Below are 16,438 nucleotides of genomic sequence, written 5' to 3'. Positions count from 1 at the left end.
ATGCGGCCGAGTTTCTTGACGTCGATGTGGACCAGTTCGCCGGGGCGGGCGCGTTCGTAGCGGCGGACGGGCTCGCCGGTGGCCCGGTCGGTGGCAGCCAACGGCGGCAGGCCGTGGCGCTTGAGGATCCGGTGGGCGGTGGAAGGTGCGACACCGGCACGGACGGCCAGCCGCAGTGGGCCGATGCGGTGCTCGCGTCGCATGCGGACGACCTTGTCCTCGACCGCCGCGGACGTGCGGTGCGGCTGGTGACGGGGCCTGCTGGAGCGGTCGTCCATGCCTGCGTGACCGTGCAGTTGGTAGCGGCCGGCCCAGCGTGCCGCTGTGGTGTGGCTGACCTGGAATCGTTCGGCGGCCCGGCGCAGCGGCCAGCCGTCGTCGACGACGCACCGGGCCAGACGCAGCCTTCCCCACCGAGCCAGAAGGCCCTCACCTCGTTCAAGCACCCAGCACGCGTGTCACCAACGTGCCGGGACAGCACACCTAGGCTGACCGCCATGGACCTACGGCTGGCAGGACAAGGCGCGCTGGTGACGGGCAGCAGCTCGGGGATCGGGGCGACGATCGCCGGGATGCTGGCGGACGAGGGCTGCGACGTGCTCGTCCACGGGCGTGGCGCGGGAGCCGCGGCGGCCGTCGCCGAGCAGGTCGCGGCCCGCGGCGTACGGGCCGAAGTGGTGCTCGGGGACCTGACGGAGCCGGGCGTCGCCGAGCAGGTCGCCCTCACCGCACGCGACTTCGGAGCCCGCATCCTCGTCAACAACGCCGGTCCGTTCGCCGAGCACGACTGGGAGAGTTCCCGGCCGGCCGACTGGCGGGCCGCCTTCGAGGGGAATGTGCTGCCGACGGTGCGGGTCAGTCAGACGCTGCTGCCGTCGCTGCGGGCGCACGGCTGGGGCCGGGTGATCACCATCGGCAGCCGGGCGGTGCGGACACCGCTGCCCAACATGGTGGCGTACTCCGCCGCCAAAGCCGCCGTGGTGAACATGACCACCAGCCTGGCCCGGCATCTCGCCGGGACGGGCGTCACCGCGAACTGCGTGAGTCCGGGAGTGATCGTGACTCCCTCCCTGTCCCGGATGTTCGAGGAGCGGGCGGCCGGGGACGAGGCCCCCGGGGCGGATGCAGAGGGCGGACCGGACGAAGCGGGGATCGTTGCGGAGTACGCGCCCAACCCGAGCGGACGGCTGGGGCGCCCGGAGGACATCGCCGCCGCGGTCGCCTACCTTGCGAGCCCGCTCGCCGATTACATCAACGGGATCGAGCTGCGGGTCGACGGCGGGATCACGGGGACCCCGTAAGGCGCCGTTTCTGATGGTGTGATCGTTCGTTGAGCTGTGCATGACGGAACTGGTGGAACGGTTGGTACCGGAGCACTTCCTCGGGCCGCGAAGGAGAACTGTGTGGCGCGGGCGCTGCGTCAGGGGCGTCCGCAACGTCCCGTCCCCCGGCGCCCGGACACCCGGCCCGTTGTCAGACCCCCGTGCCACACTCGCGGTGACGGTACGAGCAGCGGCTCGAACTGCCGCTGCGACAAGGGGGATTGACGTCTATGGGCATGACCATCCATTTCACCGCCGCGACGCCCGAAGAGCTGGACAAGGGCGAGCAGGATCCCGGGTGGGTCGAGGATTTCATCGAGGGGCTGTGGGGAGACGGCGAGTTCTCCACGCCGGACCGCCCCTGCGGTGGCCCTGACAAGGCATGGGCGGGCCTGGAGTACCTGCTCGGCCAGGCTGACGATGTGGGCCTCGAATTCCTGATGGACGGGGACATGCTCCTGGAGGACGGCACCCTTTTCGCCTGGCCGCCGGAGCAGGTCGCGAGCCTGGCGCAGCGGCTGCGAGCGCTCCCGTGGGAGCAGCTGGCGGTCCATTTCGACCCGGAGAAGATGCTGGCGGAGGATATCTACCCCCGGGTCTGGGACTGCGAGGGCGAACTGGAATGGCTGAAGGACGCGTACGAGGAGGTCGTCACGTTCTTCACCGAAGCGGCCGAGGGGGGATATGGGGCGTTCATGGAGTTCAGCTTCTGAGGATGCGGAGCCGCAGGTGGCACCCGATATCGCGTAGGTACTGCGGCACGACTCCGGTCTGTTGAAGCGGGATGCCGCCGGGCGGCTCGCCGTCGGTGTGCTGCTGATGGCGGTGCCGCCGGTGCTGTACAGACTGGGGGTGGTCGCGGATTCCGTGTTCGTGGTGCTGCCGGTACCGGTACCGACGACTCACCAAGTGAAACAACGTCTGAGGCGCCACCCGCGGTCGGGTCAGGAAACCGGCCGCGAATCCGCCCACATGCTCTCGAATTCCTCCCGGTAGGTCTCGAAGAGGCCGTGGTCGCCGTCGCGGGCGCCCCGGGCGTCCTGGCGGACGATCTCCCGGCCGCCGCCGCGGAGGACGAGGACGGGGGACTCCATGCCACGGCTCTTGCGGAGGTAGGGCTGGACGACGGCCACGCCGTCGGGGCCGTCGCCGTCGACGAGGTAGGCGGTGAAGCGCGGAGTCTCGTCGAAGACCTGGATCTCGAAGGCGCCGGGGTCGCGCAGCCGGGCGCGCACCCGTCGCATGTGGAGGATGTTCATCTCGATGGAACGGCTCATCTCCCCCTTCTTCAGGCCGATCTCGCGCTCCCGGCGGCGGACCGCGCTGCTGGCCGGGTTGAGGAAGAGCAGACGGACGCGGCAGCCGGATTCGGCGAGCCGGACCAGCCGGCGGCCCGAGTAGTTCTGGACCAGGAGGTTCAGTCCTATGCCGACGGCGTCGAGCCGGCGGGCGTTGCCGAACAGGTCCTCGGCGGGGAGCTGGCGCTGCAGCCGCACCCGGTCGGAGTGCACCCCGATGACGTCGGCGTAGCGGTCGCCGACCAGGTCCTCCACCGCGTCGATGGGCAGCCGTCCGGAGATCCGGGTGCCGACGCCGGAGCCGAGGAGGTCCAGGAGGCGGGCGGAGGCGCGTTCGGCCTGGGCGAGGACCGTCTCGGACAGGGCGCGGTTGCGGGAGACGATGTTGCGGGCGACCTCGAGTTCGTCGAGGGCCAGCTCGACCTCGCGGCGGTCGTCGAAGTACGGCTCGAAGCAGGGCCAGTGCTGGACCATCAGTTCACGGAGTTGCGGCAGTGTCAGAAAGCTGACGATGTTGTCGTCCGCGGGGTCGAGGAGGTAGCCCTTGCGGCGGCTGACCTCGCGGACGGCGACCGCGCGCTGGACCCACTCCTGTCCGGCCGGGCCGGCCGCCGCGACAACCCATTCGTCGCCGTGCACCGGCTCGTAGATGGGCCGCAGCACGGCGGCGACGACGGCCCGCAGCCGTTGCTCGACGAGATTCAGCCAGATGTAGGCGCGGCCGGCCCGCCGGGCCCGGGTGCGCACCTCGCTCCAGGCGTCGGCGCCCCAGTCCAGCTCCGCCCCGATTTCCAGCGGGCGTGCCAGGGACACCGCGCCGGGCGGTGCGTCGACGGAGCCGCCCTCATGGCCCTCATGACTCTCGTCACCAGGGGGCAACTCCAGCCCGCCGCTCACCTGCCACCGCCTTCCGAACCCCCGTGCCAACGATCAAGGCAGACTACTGCGGTGCGGGAGGCGGTGCAGCAGGATGGCGGGAGTCGGTTGCCAACTCCCCTTAACCGTAGTGCCCGTTGTGGCCGGACAGCGCGGGAGGAGTGAGCGGATTCATAGCGGTGACGTCACGGGGAACCAGCTGGAAGCCCTGCCAGTGAACAGGCATGGGTTCCTGGTCCTCGTCCCTGGCGATGTGGTGGAAGCCGATGTTGACCCACGCGATGGGGTGTTTCAGCGGCTGGCCGTTGACCCAGGTGTCGACGCTCTTGCCGGCGCGCGCGCCGCAGTTGGCCAGGTTGTTGCTGGCGAACTGCTCACATTTGTTGTACTCGGTGAAGTAGATGTCGTGTTTGGTGTAGCTGCGTCCGGTGTACCTGCTGGAGGGGCCCGGCACGATTTGGTACGAGCGCGGGTGGCCGTCCCGGTTCCTTCCGGTGTCGCTCACCACCCGCCACCAGCGCAGCGGGCCGAAGTCCCCGGCGAGTTCCTTGGTGACGGGGGTACGGGTGGTGCGGATGGTGGGGGTGCTGCCGCCGGGGCGGATGGTGGTGGCGGAGTCGAACTGCTCGACCTTGTTGGCGGCGCTGCCGTCCAGGCCGAAGTTCAGCCGCCAGAAGACGTTGTGGCTGTGGCTGGTGGCGTAGTCCTTGGCGCCCTTGCCGATCGGCGTGCCCCGGCCGTCGCCGGCGTCGAAGTCGCTGGGTGAGAGGGTGCCGGTGGCGCCGATCTGCAGGGTCATGGTGCCGTCGCCGGAGAACCGCCACTCGCTGATGTACTCGTACCAGCCCGTCTTGTTGACGGTGTAGAGCAGCAGGTCCTTGCCCTGGAGCTGGTAGGTCTTGGCCTGTTCACCGGGGTAGGGGCCCATCCGGTAGGCGTGGCCGCGGGCGCGGGTGGTGGCGCACAGGCCGCTGACGTCGGGGTGCGCGGCGTCGTAGGCACCGGGTACCCGGACGGTCTTGATGGTGCCGCCGGGGCATTCGGCGGGGTCGAGCTTCATCAGGCCCTGGGCGAAGCCCTGACCGGTGAGGTCGTCGTACTCATTGCCGCCGTCGTCGTAGGGGACGTGGATCTGGGCGAGTTTGGCGGTGGTGAGCACCTTGATCGGGGCGCGTTCGCCCCGGGGCTGGTAGGAGACGTCGTCCAGGACGAGGCCGGCGTTGCCTTCGTAGTGCCAGCACATCCGCCAGACGGTGCCGCCCTCCAGGGTCTGGGTGATGCGGTAGGCGGCGCTGCAGCGGGGAGCGGCGGCGGCCGGGCCCGCGCGGAGGGGCGCGACGGGGGCTTCGGGAGCGGCCTGGGCGGAGGGACCGGTCAGCAGGGCGGTCGCCGTGAGCAGCAAGGGGAGGGCGGTGAGGGCCGCGGCACGGCGGCGTGGGCGGCGGGTCACGGCGGGGCGTCTTTCGGGCATCCAAGGGCTCCCGGGGAAGGAGTGGCGGGGTCGGCGGTGCGCGGGGCGGTCAGCCGAGGCGGGCGACGGTGCGGGCACTGAGGTCGATCACCAGGCGGCGGGTGTCGATCCACGGGCCGTCCTTCACCTTGGTGAAGAGGCGGATGCAGCGGTGTTCCCCGCAGTCGGCCAGGGCGCCCGGAGCCTCGCCTTCCGCGCGGCCGCGGTAGACGAAACCGGTCACGGCGAGCGGGTCAGGGCCGGTGAGGTCTCGTCCGGTGGCCTCGCGGTAGTCCTGGCGCAGCCCGGCTCCCAGCGGGTCGGCGATCAGCAGCCGGGACGCCTCGACGGCCTCGGCGTGGCTGGGCGGCGGCTGGACGCCGTGTCGGGTGTCCGTCGACTCCACCTTCGAGGTGGTGAGGTTGACGGTGGTGGTGCGGTAGCTGTCGCTCCGGTAGTCGTAGAAGGAGACCAGTGCCCGGCGCGGCGGGTCGGCGAGCCCGGCCTCCGCGGGGGTGGGTTCGGCCAGGTCGGTGGTGAGGGGTTCGGGCCCGGGCCGCCCGGTGACGTCGGCGGCGGCGGCACGCCGGGCACGCGGCAGGGCCAGCTCCCGGGCGCGCCGCAGTTCGTCGTCGGTGAGCGGGTCCCGTCCCCGGCCGCGTTCTCCCTGCGGGCGGGATGCCTCGACGACGCCGGGCGGCGGGGGCCCCGGATCGGGTCCCGGCACGGACGGGCCCACCGCACCGGGCCGGCTCCGGCCGCTCGCTCCGTCGGCGGCGTCCGCGCCGGCGGGCAGGGTGATCGCGGCCATGAGGGCGGTGCCGGTCAGTGCGAGGGCGGTCCCCGCGAGGACCTTGCCGAGGTGGCGGTGCATCAGGTGGCGCACGGTTCCCCCCTGCTGTCACATTCCATGACATGCATCTCGGATCCCCCGTCCGTCCTCCGACAGGACGACCAGTAGGACGATCCGACATCGCGACAGGTTGCTCCACCATTGAGCGGAGATCCCGCGAAAAGCCCTCTGTGTGCGAGAAGTTGCGAAAAGTTGGGGAAGGATTTCGATTCGTTTCGCGAAGGTGCGTCGTGGAGTCGCCGCTGCGCCCGAGAAGAAAGTGGAAGAGTCTACCCATGCAGGTCTGGCCGGGACAGATGTATCCGCTGGGTGCCACCTATGACGGGGCGGGCACCAACTTCGCGGTGTTCTCCGAAGCCGCGAAGCGCATCGAACTGTGTCTGCTGCACGACGACGGCTCGGAGACCGCCGTCGAGCTGCGGGAGAGCGACGCCAATGTGCGGCACGCGTACCTTCCTGGGGTGATGCCGGGAGCGCGCTACGGCTTCCGGGCGCACGGTCCCTACGAACCGGAACGGGGGCAGCGCTGCAACTCGGCAAAGCTGCTGCTCGATCCGTACGCACGGGCCATGAGCGGCCGGATCGACTGGGACGAGGCCGTCTACGGCTACCACTTCGGGCGTCCCGAGGTCCGCAACGACCTGGACTCGGCGCCGCACACCATGGCGTCGGTGGTGGTCAACCCGTACTTCGACTGGGGTGACGACCGCCCGCCCCGTACCGCGTATCACGAGACGGTGCTCTACGAGGCCCATGTCAAGGGCCTGACGATGCGCCATCCGGAGCTCCCCGAGGAGCTGCGCGGCACCTACGCCGCGCTGGCGCATCCGGCGATCATCGACCACCTCACCAAGCTCGGGGTGACCGCGCTGGAGCTGATGCCGGTGCACCAGTTCGTCCAGGACCACCGGCTGGTGGACGCGGGGCTGACGAATTACTGGGGCTACAACACCATCGGGTTCTTCGCCCCGCACAACGCCTATGCGTCGTGGGGCGACCGCGGGCAGCAGGTGCTGGAGTTCAAGACGGCGGTGCGGGCCCTGCACCAGGCCGGTATCGAGGTGATCCTCGATGTCGTCTACAACCACACCGCCGAGGGCAGCCATCTGGGTCCGACGCTGTCGTTCCGGGGGCTGGACAACGCCTCGTACTACCGGCTGTCGGACGACAAGCAGTACTACATGGACACCACGGGCACCGGGAACTCGCTGCTGATGCGCAGCCCTCATGTGCTCCAGCTGGTGATGGACTCACTGCGCTACTGGGTGCAGGAGATGCGGGTGGACGGCTTCCGCTTCGACCTGGCGGCGACGCTGGCCCGGCAGTTCCACGAGGTGGACCGGCTGTCGTCGTTCTTCGACCTGGTCCACCAGGACCCGGTCGTCAGCCAGGTGAAGCTGATCGCCGAGCCGTGGGACGTGGGCGAGGGCGGCTATCAGGTGGGGAACTTCCCGCCGCTGTGGACCGAGTGGAACGGGAAGTACCGCGACACCGTGCGGGACCTGTGGCGGGGCGAACCGCGCACCCTCGCGGAGTTCGGATCGCGGCTGACGGGTTCGTCGGACCTCTACCAGGAGGACGGGCGGCGGCCGCTGGCCTCGGTGAACTTCGTGACCTGCCATGACGGCTTCACGCTGCACGATCTGGTCGCGTACAACGAGAAGCACAACGAGGCCAACGGCGAGGACAACCGGGACGGTGAGCGCTTCAACCGGTCCTGGAACTGCGGTGCCGAGGGGCCGACCGACGACCCCGGGGTGCGCCGGCTGCGGGCGCGGCAGATGCGCAACTTCGTCGCCACGCTGATGCTGTCGCAGGGCGTGCCGATGCTCAGCCACGGCGACGAGTTCGGCCGCAGCCAGGACGGCAACAACAACGCGTACTGCCAGGACAACGAGCTGTCATGGGTGCGCTGGCCGGAGCGGGGGCCGGGCGGGAGCGCCGGCGCACCGGACGGGCCCGGGGCCAGCGACGAGACGTACGGGGCGTCGGAGGAGGGCCAGGCATCGGAGGCCGATGAGGCGTCGGAGACGGATGAGGCGTCGGCGGGGGCCGTGGTGTCGGAGGGGGACGCGGAGCAGTGGGCGCTGCTGGAGTTCGTGCGGCAGATGGTGTGGCTGCGGCGCGACCACCCGGTGTTCCGGCGCCGGCGGTTCTTCCAGGGGCATCCCATGGAGGGCACCCACGACGAGCTGTCCGACATCGCGTGGTTCACGGCGGGCGGCGAGGAGATGGGGCCGCGCGACTGGCAGTCGGTGCACGCCAAGTCGCTGGCGGTGTTCCTCAACGGCAGCTCGATCTCCGAGCCGGGTCCGCGGGGCGAACCGGTCACCGACGACTCGTTCCTGCTGCTGTTCAACGCCCATGACCAGGAGAAGGAGTTCATCGTCCCCGAGCACCTGGGCCGGCAGTGGCAGATCGTGGTGGACACCGACCGGCCGCAGGCGGTGGCGGACGGCGGCGGCGCCAAGGTCAAGGCCGGTGACCGGCTGACGCTGATCGGCCGGAGCCTGCTGGTGCTGCAGCGGCCGGCATAGCGGCGGGGCGCCGGGCCGGGGTTCCGAGGGCGACGGCAAGGATCGCCGCGGCGGTTCCGACGGCGAAGGCGGCGAAGGGGCCGTGGGCCTCAGACCCGCCGCCGGCGCACCGCCCTGGCCGTGGGGAGTCTGCCGAGGAAGGAGAAGACCGGCAGCACCGGCCCGCTCAGGGCCGGCACCCGGCGACAGGTGGCCATGACAGCAGTCATTGCCGGACGCTATCGGGCACGGTCCGCGCACCCCACGCACCGGATGTACGAAGATCTGCGGCCTCTCCGCCCGCCCCGTTGGAGGAAGGGACGACACCCGTGCCGGGCGGGGAGGAGACAACGGGCCGTCAGCGGGGTACGGGTGTCCCCATGACGCAGCCACCGAGTCCGTCGCCGACCGCCACCTACCGGCTGCAGCTCCAGCCGGACTTCCCGTTCGCCGCCGCCGAGCGGGCGGTCCCGCATCTGGCCGCGCTGGGCGTCTCCCATCTGCATCTCTCGCCGGTCCTGGAGGCGGTGCCGGGGTCCACGCACGGCTATGACGTGGTCGATCACGCGGCGGTACGGGCCGAGCTGGGCGGCGAACGCGGGCTGCGGGCGCTGGCGGCGACGGCCCGGTCGCACGGCCTCGGGCTGGTGGTGGACCTCGTACCGAACCATATGGCCGTGCCAGGCCCGGTGTCGCTCAACGGGCCGCTGTGGCAGGTACTGCGCGACGGTCCGGCGTCCCCGTACGCGCGCTGGTTCGACATCGACTGGGACGCCGGACACGGCGGCCGGCTGCTGCTGCCGGTGCTCGGAGGGCGGCTCGGCGAGGAGGCGCGGCACTTCCGCGTCGAGGGGGACGTGCTGCGCTACCGGGAGCATGCCTTTCCGTTGCGCCCCGGTACGGAGGAGCTGGAGCTGCCCCGCCTCCTGGAGGCCCAGTGGTACCGCCTCGCCTGGTGGCGGCTGGCCCGCAGTGAGCTCAACTACCGCCGCTTCTTCACCATTGCAGAACTGATCGCGGTCCGCGCCGAGGACCCCGAGGTCTTCGAGGCGACCCATGGCACGGTGCTGCGGCTGGTCCGCGAGGGCGTCATCGACGGGCTGCGCATCGACCACCCGGACGGCCTGGTGGACCCCGGCGGCTATCTGGCCCGCCTGCACGAGGGCACCGGCGGCCGCTGGACGGTGGTCGAGAAGATCCTCACCGGCGACGAACTGCTGCCGGAGAGCTGGGCCTGCGCGGGCACCACGGGCTATGACGCCCTGCGCCACATCGACGGACTGTTCGTCTGCCCGCAGGGCGCCGGACGGCTCTTCTCCCACTACCGGGACTTCGTCACCCCGCTGGCCGACGAGGGCGGCGACTGGGAGGAGACGGTGCGCCGGGCCGCGTACGAGGTCATCACGCACGATCTGGCCGCGGAGGTCGAGCGGCTGGTGCGGACCGCGGTCCGGATCAGCGCACGCGTCCCCGAGCCGGGCGACCATGCGCCGTGGGCGCTGCGCCATGCCATCCGGGAGCTGATGGTGCGGCTGCCGGTCTACCGCCCGTACCCCGCGGATCCGGGGCAGGCCGAGCGGGACGCGGCGATGCTGGGCACGGCCGCGGCGGGGGCGCGCACCGCCTTCCGGGTGCCCGAGGAGGCACGGGCGGTGGATCTGATCCACGATCTGGCGCTCGGCCTGCTGCCGGACCATCCGGACCACGACCGCGGGGACTGCGCCGACTTCGCCGCGCGGTTCGCCCAGACCGCGTCCGCGCTGCATGCCAAGTCCGTGGAGGACACCGCCTTCTACCGTTATCCGGTGCTGCTGTCGGCCTGTGAGGTCGGCGGCGCTCCCGGGGAACCGGCGCTGCCCCCGGAGGCGTTCCATGCGTACTGCGCCCGGGTGCAACGGGACCGGCCGGCGGCGGGCACGGTGCTCTCCACCCATGACACCAAGCGCAGCGCCGATGTCCGGGCGCGGATCGCGGTGCTGTCGGAGTGCCCGGACCGGTGGCGGGACGTGCTGGGCGCGATGGCCGAGGGGGCGGTGTGCGACGTCGGCGCCGGCGGACCGGCCGGCACCGGTCCGGCGGACCCGATGGTGTCGTGGCTGGCCTGGCAGACCGTGTTCGGCCTGGGTACGCCCGGCGACAAAGCCGCGGCGGAGCGGGTGGCACCCGCGGTCCTCAAGGCCGTACGGGAGGCCGGGCTGCGCACCTCGTGGACCGAGCCGGACACGGGTTACGAGGAGGCGGTCGAGGAGTTCGTACGCAACGGGCCGTGCGGTCCCACGGCCGCCCCGCTCGCCGCGCTGGATACGGAAGTCGCCCCGTTCGTCCGCGCCAATGTGCTGGGCGCGGCGCTGCTGCACCTCACCATGCCGGGCGTCCCCGACCTCTATCAGGGCACCGAACGCGCCTATGCCGCACTGGTCGACCCGGACAACAGGCGGCCGGCCCGCTTCGGTCCACAACTGCTGGCCGAGCTGGACGCCGGGGGCGCGCCACGCGGTCTGTCCGCCGAAAAGCTCCGGCTGACCGCCACGGCACTGCGGCTGCGGCGCGCTCGGCCCCAGTGGTTCGGCGCCACCGCGTCGTACGAGCCGGTGTATGCGGAGGGCCCGGCGGCCGAGCATTGTGTGGCGTTCTGCCGCAGCGGCCGGGTGCTGACGGTGGTGACCCGTCTGTCGCTGTGCCTGGTGGAGACCGGCGGCTGGTGGGACACCCTGCTGCGGCTGCCGCCGGGCGGCCCCTGGCGCGACCAGCTGACCGGCCGCGAGCTGCCGGGGGGCGCTGCGGTGGGGCTGAGCGAGCTGCTGGCGGTGTCGCCGGTGGCGTTGTTCGTGGCGGAGTGAGAGGGCGGCGCGGCGTCAGTTCCCGGCGCCGCCGGAGTCCCCCGCCGCGCGCAGGTACGTGGTGAACTCCGCTGCCGCGCCGGTCAGCCGGACCCGCGAGAAGACGGTGATGTCGCGGCGCCAGGGCGGGTCGGTGGGCACCGACGCACAGTCCAGGCCGCGCAGTTCATGGGCCGCGGTCAGCAGCACGCCGACGCCCGCCGCGGCCATCCGGACGGCGGTCGAGCTGTGCTGGGTGCGGACGGCGGTACGCGGGGTGAAGCCGGCCCGTTCGCACTCCAGGTCCAGCCAGCGCCGTCCGCCGACCACCGGCTCCAGGCTGCAGCGCACCCACGGGCGGTCCGCCAGCTCCGCGAGGCGTACCGACTCCCGGGCGGCGAGCGGGTCACCGTGCGGGACGACCAGCACCATCCGTTCCTCTCCCACGGCCGTGACCGGGCCCGGCCAGTCCCGGGGAGGCGGGCCGAGCGCCATATCGGCCACGCCGCGGGCCATCTGCTCGGCGAGTTCCTCGGTGGTGGCGTACTCGTGGAGCACCAGACGCACGCCCGGATGCTCGCGGGCCCAGCGTGCGCAGACCTCGGGGAGGACCCCGATCGCCTGTGCGTGGACGGTCGCGATATGCAGTTCGCCGCTGTGGGCACCGCCCGCCGCGAGCGCGGCGCGGCGGGCCTGCCGGGCACTGCGGACGGCGAGTTCGGCGTGCGGGAAGTAGGCCCGCCCCATCACGGTCAGCCGCACCCCGCGCGTCATCCGCTCCAGCAGCGGGCCGCCGACCTCCCGTTCCAGCGCCTTGATCTGATGCGAGAGCGCGGACTGGGTGACGTGCAGCGCCTCGGCGGCGCGGGTGAAGGACTCCCGCTCGACGACCTCGACGAGGTATTCCATCTGCCGCAGGCTCATGCCCGCCCCTCCCCCTGTGCCCGGCCCGCCTCCTGAGGCGGGCCATGAAGCCGCCCATGAAGCCTCTGCATCAACTCCATAGAAACATTGCCTTGGACTCATCACCGCAGGTGGGCGGAGTCTGACTGCCATGAGTCGGAGAGACATGCACACGACGGACGTCCTTGTCATCGGCGGTGGCACCGGCGGCTACAGCACCGCGCTGCGCGCCGCGGCCCTGGGCCTGCACGTGGTGCTGGCCGAACGCGACCTGGTCGGCGGCACCTGCCTGCACCGTGGCTGCGTCCCCAGCAAGGCGATGCTGCACGCCGCCGAGCTGGTGGACGGCATCGCGGAGGCCCGCGAGCGGTGGGGCGTCAAGGCCACCGTCGACTCCCTGGACTGGCCGGCGCTGGTGGCCACCCGCGACACCCTCGTCAGCCGCAACCACCAAGGGGTGGTGGGGAACCTGCGGGCGGCAGGCGTACGGACCGTCCGGGGGACGGCACGGCTGACCGGCCCCCGCACCGTCCGCATCGAGGGCGCCGGGGAGTTCACCGCGCGGCGCGGCATCGTCCTTGCCACCGGCTCCCGGCCACGCCTGCTGCCGGGCCTGGCGACCGATGGCCGCCGCGTCGTGACCAGCGACAACGCGCTGTTCGCCCCGGGACTCCCGGCGTCCGTGGTGGTCCTGGGCGGCGGCGCGATCGGGGTCGAGTACGCGTCCTTCCACCGCTCCATGGGGGCCGAGGTCACCCTCGTCGAGGCGGCGGAGCGGCTGCTTCCGCTGGAGGACGAGGACGTCGGCCGTCATCTCGCACGCGGGCTGAAGAAGCGCGGCATCACGGTGCGCACGGGCTCGACGCTGACCGGCACCGAGCTGCTGCCGGAGGGGGTGCGGGTCACGGTGCGCACGCCCCGGGGCGAGGAGCTGGTGACCGAGGCGGAGCGGCTGCTGGTGGCGGTGGGGCGGGTCCCGGTGACGGACGGGCTGGACCTCGCGGCCGCCGGGCTGTCGGCGGACGAGCGGGGGTTCGTGGCACCGGCGGACCGGTCGCGGCTGGAGACCGCCGTGCCGGGCATCCATGTGGTCGGTGATCTGCTGCCGCCGCCGTCCCTGGGGCTGGCCCATGCCTCGTTCGCGGAGGGCCTGTTGGTGGCCGAGACGCTGGCGGGCCTGCCCGGCCGGGCGGTGGACTACGCGACCGTGCCGCGGGTGACGTACTCCTCGCCGCAGACCGCCTCGGTCGGTCTGACGGAGGCCGAGGCGCGCGACCGCGGTCTGAAGGTCACGGTCAACACCCTGCCGCTGGCCGCCACCGCCAAGGGCATGGTGCACGGTCAGGGCGGCATGGTGAAGGTGATCGCCGCGGCGGGCGGGGCGGACGGCGCGGCCGCGGGCGCGGTGCTCGGCGTCCATCTCGTCGGCCCGCACGTCTCGGAGATGATCGCCGAGAGCCAGCTGATCGTGGCCTGGGACGCCGAACCGGCCGATGTCGCCGCGCACGTCCATGCGCACCCGACGCTGTCGGAGGCGGTCGGCGAGGCGTTCATGACCCTGGCGGGCCGGGGCCTGCACCAGCACAAAGCGGGGGCCGGGGTGCCCGTTAATTCGGTTGCGGCCCCGCGCACGGCTGGCACCATGACCCCGTACGCCCGTTTTTCCCCACACCAGGAGCACGGAATGCGCGGATTCCTCGGAACTACTCATCGCCCCAGCCGGACGACAGTTCTTGAGGAAACGCCTTTCCATGCTTGTTTCGCACACCCTGAACATCGGGATCCTCGCCCACGTCGACGCGGGTAAGACCAGCCTCACCGAGCGGCTGCTGTTCGACACCGGCGCCATCGACCGGCTCGGCAGCGTCGACACGGGCGACACCATCACGGACTCCGGCGAGCTGGAGCGCCGGCGCAAAATCACCATCCGCTCGACCGTCGCCTCCTTCACCGTCGGCGAGGCGCAGATCAACCTCATCGACACGCCCGGCCATGCCGACTTCATCGCCGAGGTCGAGCGCGCCGTGGGGGTGCTCGACGGAGCCGTACTGCTGCTGTCCGCGGTGGAGGGCGTCCAGGCCAGGACCCGGGTGCTGATGAGGACGCTGCGGCGGCTGCGGCTGCCCACCCTGCTGTTCCTCAACAAGATCGACCGGGCCGGCGCCCGGGACGAGGCGCTGCTCGCGGACATCCGCCGGCTGCTGACACCGGCCGCCGTCCCGATGACGTCCGTGACCGGCCTCGGCACCGCGGGCGCCGAGGTGGTGCCGTACTCCCTGGAGGACCCCCGGATCCGCGAGCGGATCGCCGAAGTGGTCGCCGAGGTGGACGAGTCGGTCCTGGCCCAGCTGGTGGAGCCGGCCCCCGAAGGGCGGGAGCGCGGCCAGGACGGTGCGGAGCCGGACGGACCGGGGCTGACCGCGGACCGGCTGCGGGCGGCGCTCGCCGCCCGCACCGCCGACGGATCGCTGCACCCGGTGTACTTCGGTTCCGCGCTCGGCGGTCAGGGCGTCGGCGCGCTCATCGAGGGCATGGTCCGGCTGATTCCCCCGGCCCCCGCCGTCCCGGGCGCCACTGCGCGCGGCACGGTCTTCGCCGTCCAGCAGCCGCCGAACGGCGAACGGACCGCCCATATCCGGCTCTACGGAGGCGAGTTGCGGCCCCGTCAGCAGGTCGAGCTGCACCGGCCCGGGGCGGAGGGCCCCGGCGGGCCCCTGACCGGACGGATCACCGCGCTCCAGGTCGTCGGCCGGGCGCCCGGTGACGGCGGGCCGCTGACGCCGGGCAATATCGGGGTCGTCCGGGGGCTGCCCGGCATCCGGACCGGTGACCGTCTCGGGCCGGCCGCCGAGGCCCCCGCCGGGGGCGCCCTGTTCGCCGCCCCCACGCTCGAAACCCTGGTCAGCGCCCGCCGCCCGGCACAGGCCGCGGCGCTGCGTGCCGCGCTGCTGGCGCTCGCCGACCAGGACCCGCTGCTGCGCGCCCGCCCCGGGCCGGACGGCACGACCTCGGTGCTGCTGCACGGCGAGGTGCAGAAGGAGATCATCGCCGCCACCTTGTGCCAGGAGCACGGCATCGAGGCGGAGTTCGCGCCCAGCCGGGTGGTGTGCGTCGAGCGGCCGTCCGGGGTGGGCGAGGCCTGCCACGAGATCGCCCGGCGCGGTCACACCGGTCCCTGGGCCACGGTCGGCCTCCGGGTCGAGCCGGGCGCCCATGGCTCCGGCCCGGTGTTCACCTACGAGACCGAACTGGGCGCCCTGCCGCACGGCTTCCACCAGGCCGTCGAGGAGACCGCACTGGCCACCCTGCGGTGCGGACCGCACGGGTGGGCGGTGACGGACTGCCGGGTGGTGCTGACGCGTTCCGGCTTCGTCGGCCCGCTCAGCACCGCGGGGGACTTCCGTACGGCCACGGCCTCGGTACTGGCGCGGGCGCTGCGGACGGCCGGCACCCGGGTCCACGAGCCGTACCACGCCTTCGAGGCCGAGGTCCCGCTCGCCGCGCTCGCCGCGGTGACCGCCCGTCTCGCGGCCCTGGGCGCCGAGTTCACCGAGACCACCGGCGGGCGGCATTCCTGGCTGGTCAGCGGTGCGCTCCCGGCCCGCCGGGTCCAGGAGTTCCAGGGGCAGTTGCCCGGCCTGACGCACGGTGAAGGGGTGTGGACGTCCTACCCGTCGGGCGACCGGCCGGTGCGGCGGGATGCGGCGCCGCGCGGCGCGTCCGGCTGAGGCGGCGGCTGCCGCGCCCCTGGCGGGGGGCGGCAGCGCGGCTGTCGGGGACCGGCGCGGTGGTCCGGCCGCGCCGCCCGTTCACCGCTGCGTCAGGACGTAATCGACCTGGCCGAAGGTGATGTGGTCACCGGGGCCGACCGGCACCTCGCCCACCACCCGGCGGCCGTTGACGCAGGTCCCGTTGGTGGAGCCGAGGTCGCGCAGCAGCCAGCCGTTGCCCGCGCTGCGGAGTTCGGCGTGGGCGCGGGAGACCGTGTCGTGGTTGAGGCGCAGGCCTACACCCGGCGCCCGCCCTATGAGCAGCGGCAGCGGGCCCGGTTCGGGCAGCAGCAGCTTCGGCAGCCGCTCTCTGCGCCAGGCGCGGCGTACCCGGATGTGGAACGCGGAAGCCCGGCCCACCATCCGCAGGAGGGTGCCCTGGACCTTGCCCCGGTCGGCCAAGTCGGCAGTGACCAGTTCGATTTCGGACTGCTGCTGGGCGGTGAGGACGAGTTCCAGTCGTCGCAGGAAGGTGTCCTGGGACAGCCGTCCCTGTGCCGCGCCGTCGCGCAGCAGATCAAGAGCGCGTTCCCGGTCCGCGTCCGACGGGCGCGCGGGGCGCGCGGGGAACTCGAGCGAAGTCATAGCGTGATTCTCGGGCCACCACGACCCGCTGTCCAGGCGGTGTTGG

11 protein-coding genes and 1 pseudogene are annotated in these 16,438 nt (G+C 72.4%); 6 read left to right on the top strand and 6 right to left on the bottom strand.

Annotated elements, in window-relative coordinates; all coding sequences use genetic code 11:
* A partial coding sequence (locus ABZ851_RS26825; RefSeq protein WP_361132426.1) for a leucine zipper domain-containing protein occupies positions 1 to 422 on the bottom strand: 422 nt, incomplete at its 3' end.
* 75 nt (positions 423 to 497) lie between these two features.
* Here ABZ851_RS26825 and ABZ851_RS26820 point away from each other — a divergent pair.
* Positions 498 to 1,301 (top strand): SDR family NAD(P)-dependent oxidoreductase, encoded by an 804-nt coding sequence (locus ABZ851_RS26820; RefSeq protein ID WP_361132396.1) that lies wholly within the window; start codon positions 498 to 500, stop codon positions 1,299 to 1,301.
* Between the two features lie 257 nt (positions 1,302 to 1,558).
* On the top strand, positions 1,559 to 2,035 hold the full coding sequence (locus ABZ851_RS26815; RefSeq protein WP_361132394.1) for a DUF1877 family protein: 477 nt from the start codon (positions 1,559 to 1,561) through the stop codon (positions 2,033 to 2,035).
* A gap of 231 nt (positions 2,036 to 2,266) precedes the next feature.
* Here ABZ851_RS26815 and ABZ851_RS26810 read toward each other — a convergent pair whose 3' ends face one another.
* The 3 genes from ABZ851_RS26810 to ABZ851_RS26800 all read right to left on the bottom strand — a co-directional run bounded on the left by ABZ851_RS26810 (position 2,267) and on the right by ABZ851_RS26800 (position 5,832).
* Entirely contained in the window at positions 2,267 to 3,517 is a 1,251-nt protein-coding gene (locus ABZ851_RS26810; protein WP_361132391.1) for an SAV2148 family HEPN domain-containing protein, read from the bottom strand.
* Positions 3,518 to 3,617: 100 nt separating this feature from the next.
* Positions 3,618 to 4,967 (bottom strand): copper amine oxidase, encoded by a 1,350-nt coding sequence (locus ABZ851_RS26805; RefSeq protein ID WP_361132388.1) that lies wholly within the window; start codon positions 4,965 to 4,967, stop codon positions 3,618 to 3,620.
* Between the two features lie 49 nt (positions 4,968 to 5,016).
* Entirely contained in the window at positions 5,017 to 5,832 is an 816-nt protein-coding gene (locus tag ABZ851_RS26800; RefSeq protein WP_361132385.1) for a Tat pathway signal sequence domain protein, read from the bottom strand.
* Between the two features lie 242 nt (positions 5,833 to 6,074).
* On the opposite strand from ABZ851_RS26800, the gene glgX reads away from it, so the two are divergent.
* Both glgX and treY read left to right on the top strand, forming a co-directional pair.
* Positions 6,075 to 8,336: a glycogen debranching protein GlgX gene (glgX, locus tag ABZ851_RS26795; RefSeq protein WP_361132382.1), complete on the top strand. Its 2,262-nt coding sequence runs from the start codon at positions 6,075 to 6,077 to the stop codon at positions 8,334 to 8,336.
* A 359-nt stretch (positions 8,337 to 8,695) separates the two neighbouring features.
* Complete coding sequence (gene treY / locus ABZ851_RS26790) at positions 8,696 to 11,155, top strand: malto-oligosyltrehalose synthase (protein ID WP_361132379.1); 2,460 nt, start codon at positions 8,696 to 8,698, stop codon at positions 11,153 to 11,155.
* Between the two features lie 15 nt (positions 11,156 to 11,170).
* Here the strand turns inward: treY and ABZ851_RS26785 are convergent, their stop codons facing one another.
* Positions 11,171 to 12,058: a LysR family transcriptional regulator gene (locus ABZ851_RS26785; protein WP_361132376.1), complete on the bottom strand. Its 888-nt coding sequence runs from the start codon at positions 12,056 to 12,058 to the stop codon at positions 11,171 to 11,173.
* Positions 12,059 to 12,203: 145 nt separating this feature from the next.
* Here ABZ851_RS26785 and ABZ851_RS26780 point away from each other — a divergent pair.
* Both ABZ851_RS26780 and otr(A) read left to right on the top strand, forming a co-directional pair.
* Positions 12,204 to 13,619, top strand: a pseudogene (locus ABZ851_RS26780) (dihydrolipoyl dehydrogenase); the annotation flags it as partial.
* A gap of 169 nt (positions 13,620 to 13,788) precedes the next feature.
* Positions 13,789 to 15,765 (top strand): tetracycline resistance ribosomal protection protein Otr(A), encoded by a 1,977-nt coding sequence (gene otr(A), locus ABZ851_RS26775; RefSeq protein WP_361132373.1) that lies wholly within the window; start codon positions 13,789 to 13,791, stop codon positions 15,763 to 15,765.
* Positions 15,766 to 15,846: 81 nt separating this feature from the next.
* Here otr(A) and ABZ851_RS26770 read toward each other — a convergent pair whose 3' ends face one another.
* Positions 15,847 to 16,392, bottom strand: coding sequence for a DUF1707 and FHA domain-containing protein (locus ABZ851_RS26770; RefSeq protein WP_088800562.1), 546 nt, complete (start codon positions 16,390 to 16,392; stop codon positions 15,847 to 15,849).
* Between the last annotated feature and the right edge of the window lie 46 nt (positions 16,393 to 16,438).

Source organism: Streptomyces sp. NPDC047049 (assembly GCF_040643995.1).
GTDB classification, from domain to species: domain Bacteria; phylum Actinomycetota; class Actinomycetes; order Streptomycetales; family Streptomycetaceae; genus Streptomyces; species Streptomyces mooreae.
This window is presented reverse-complemented; position numbering and strand designations above follow the sequence as displayed.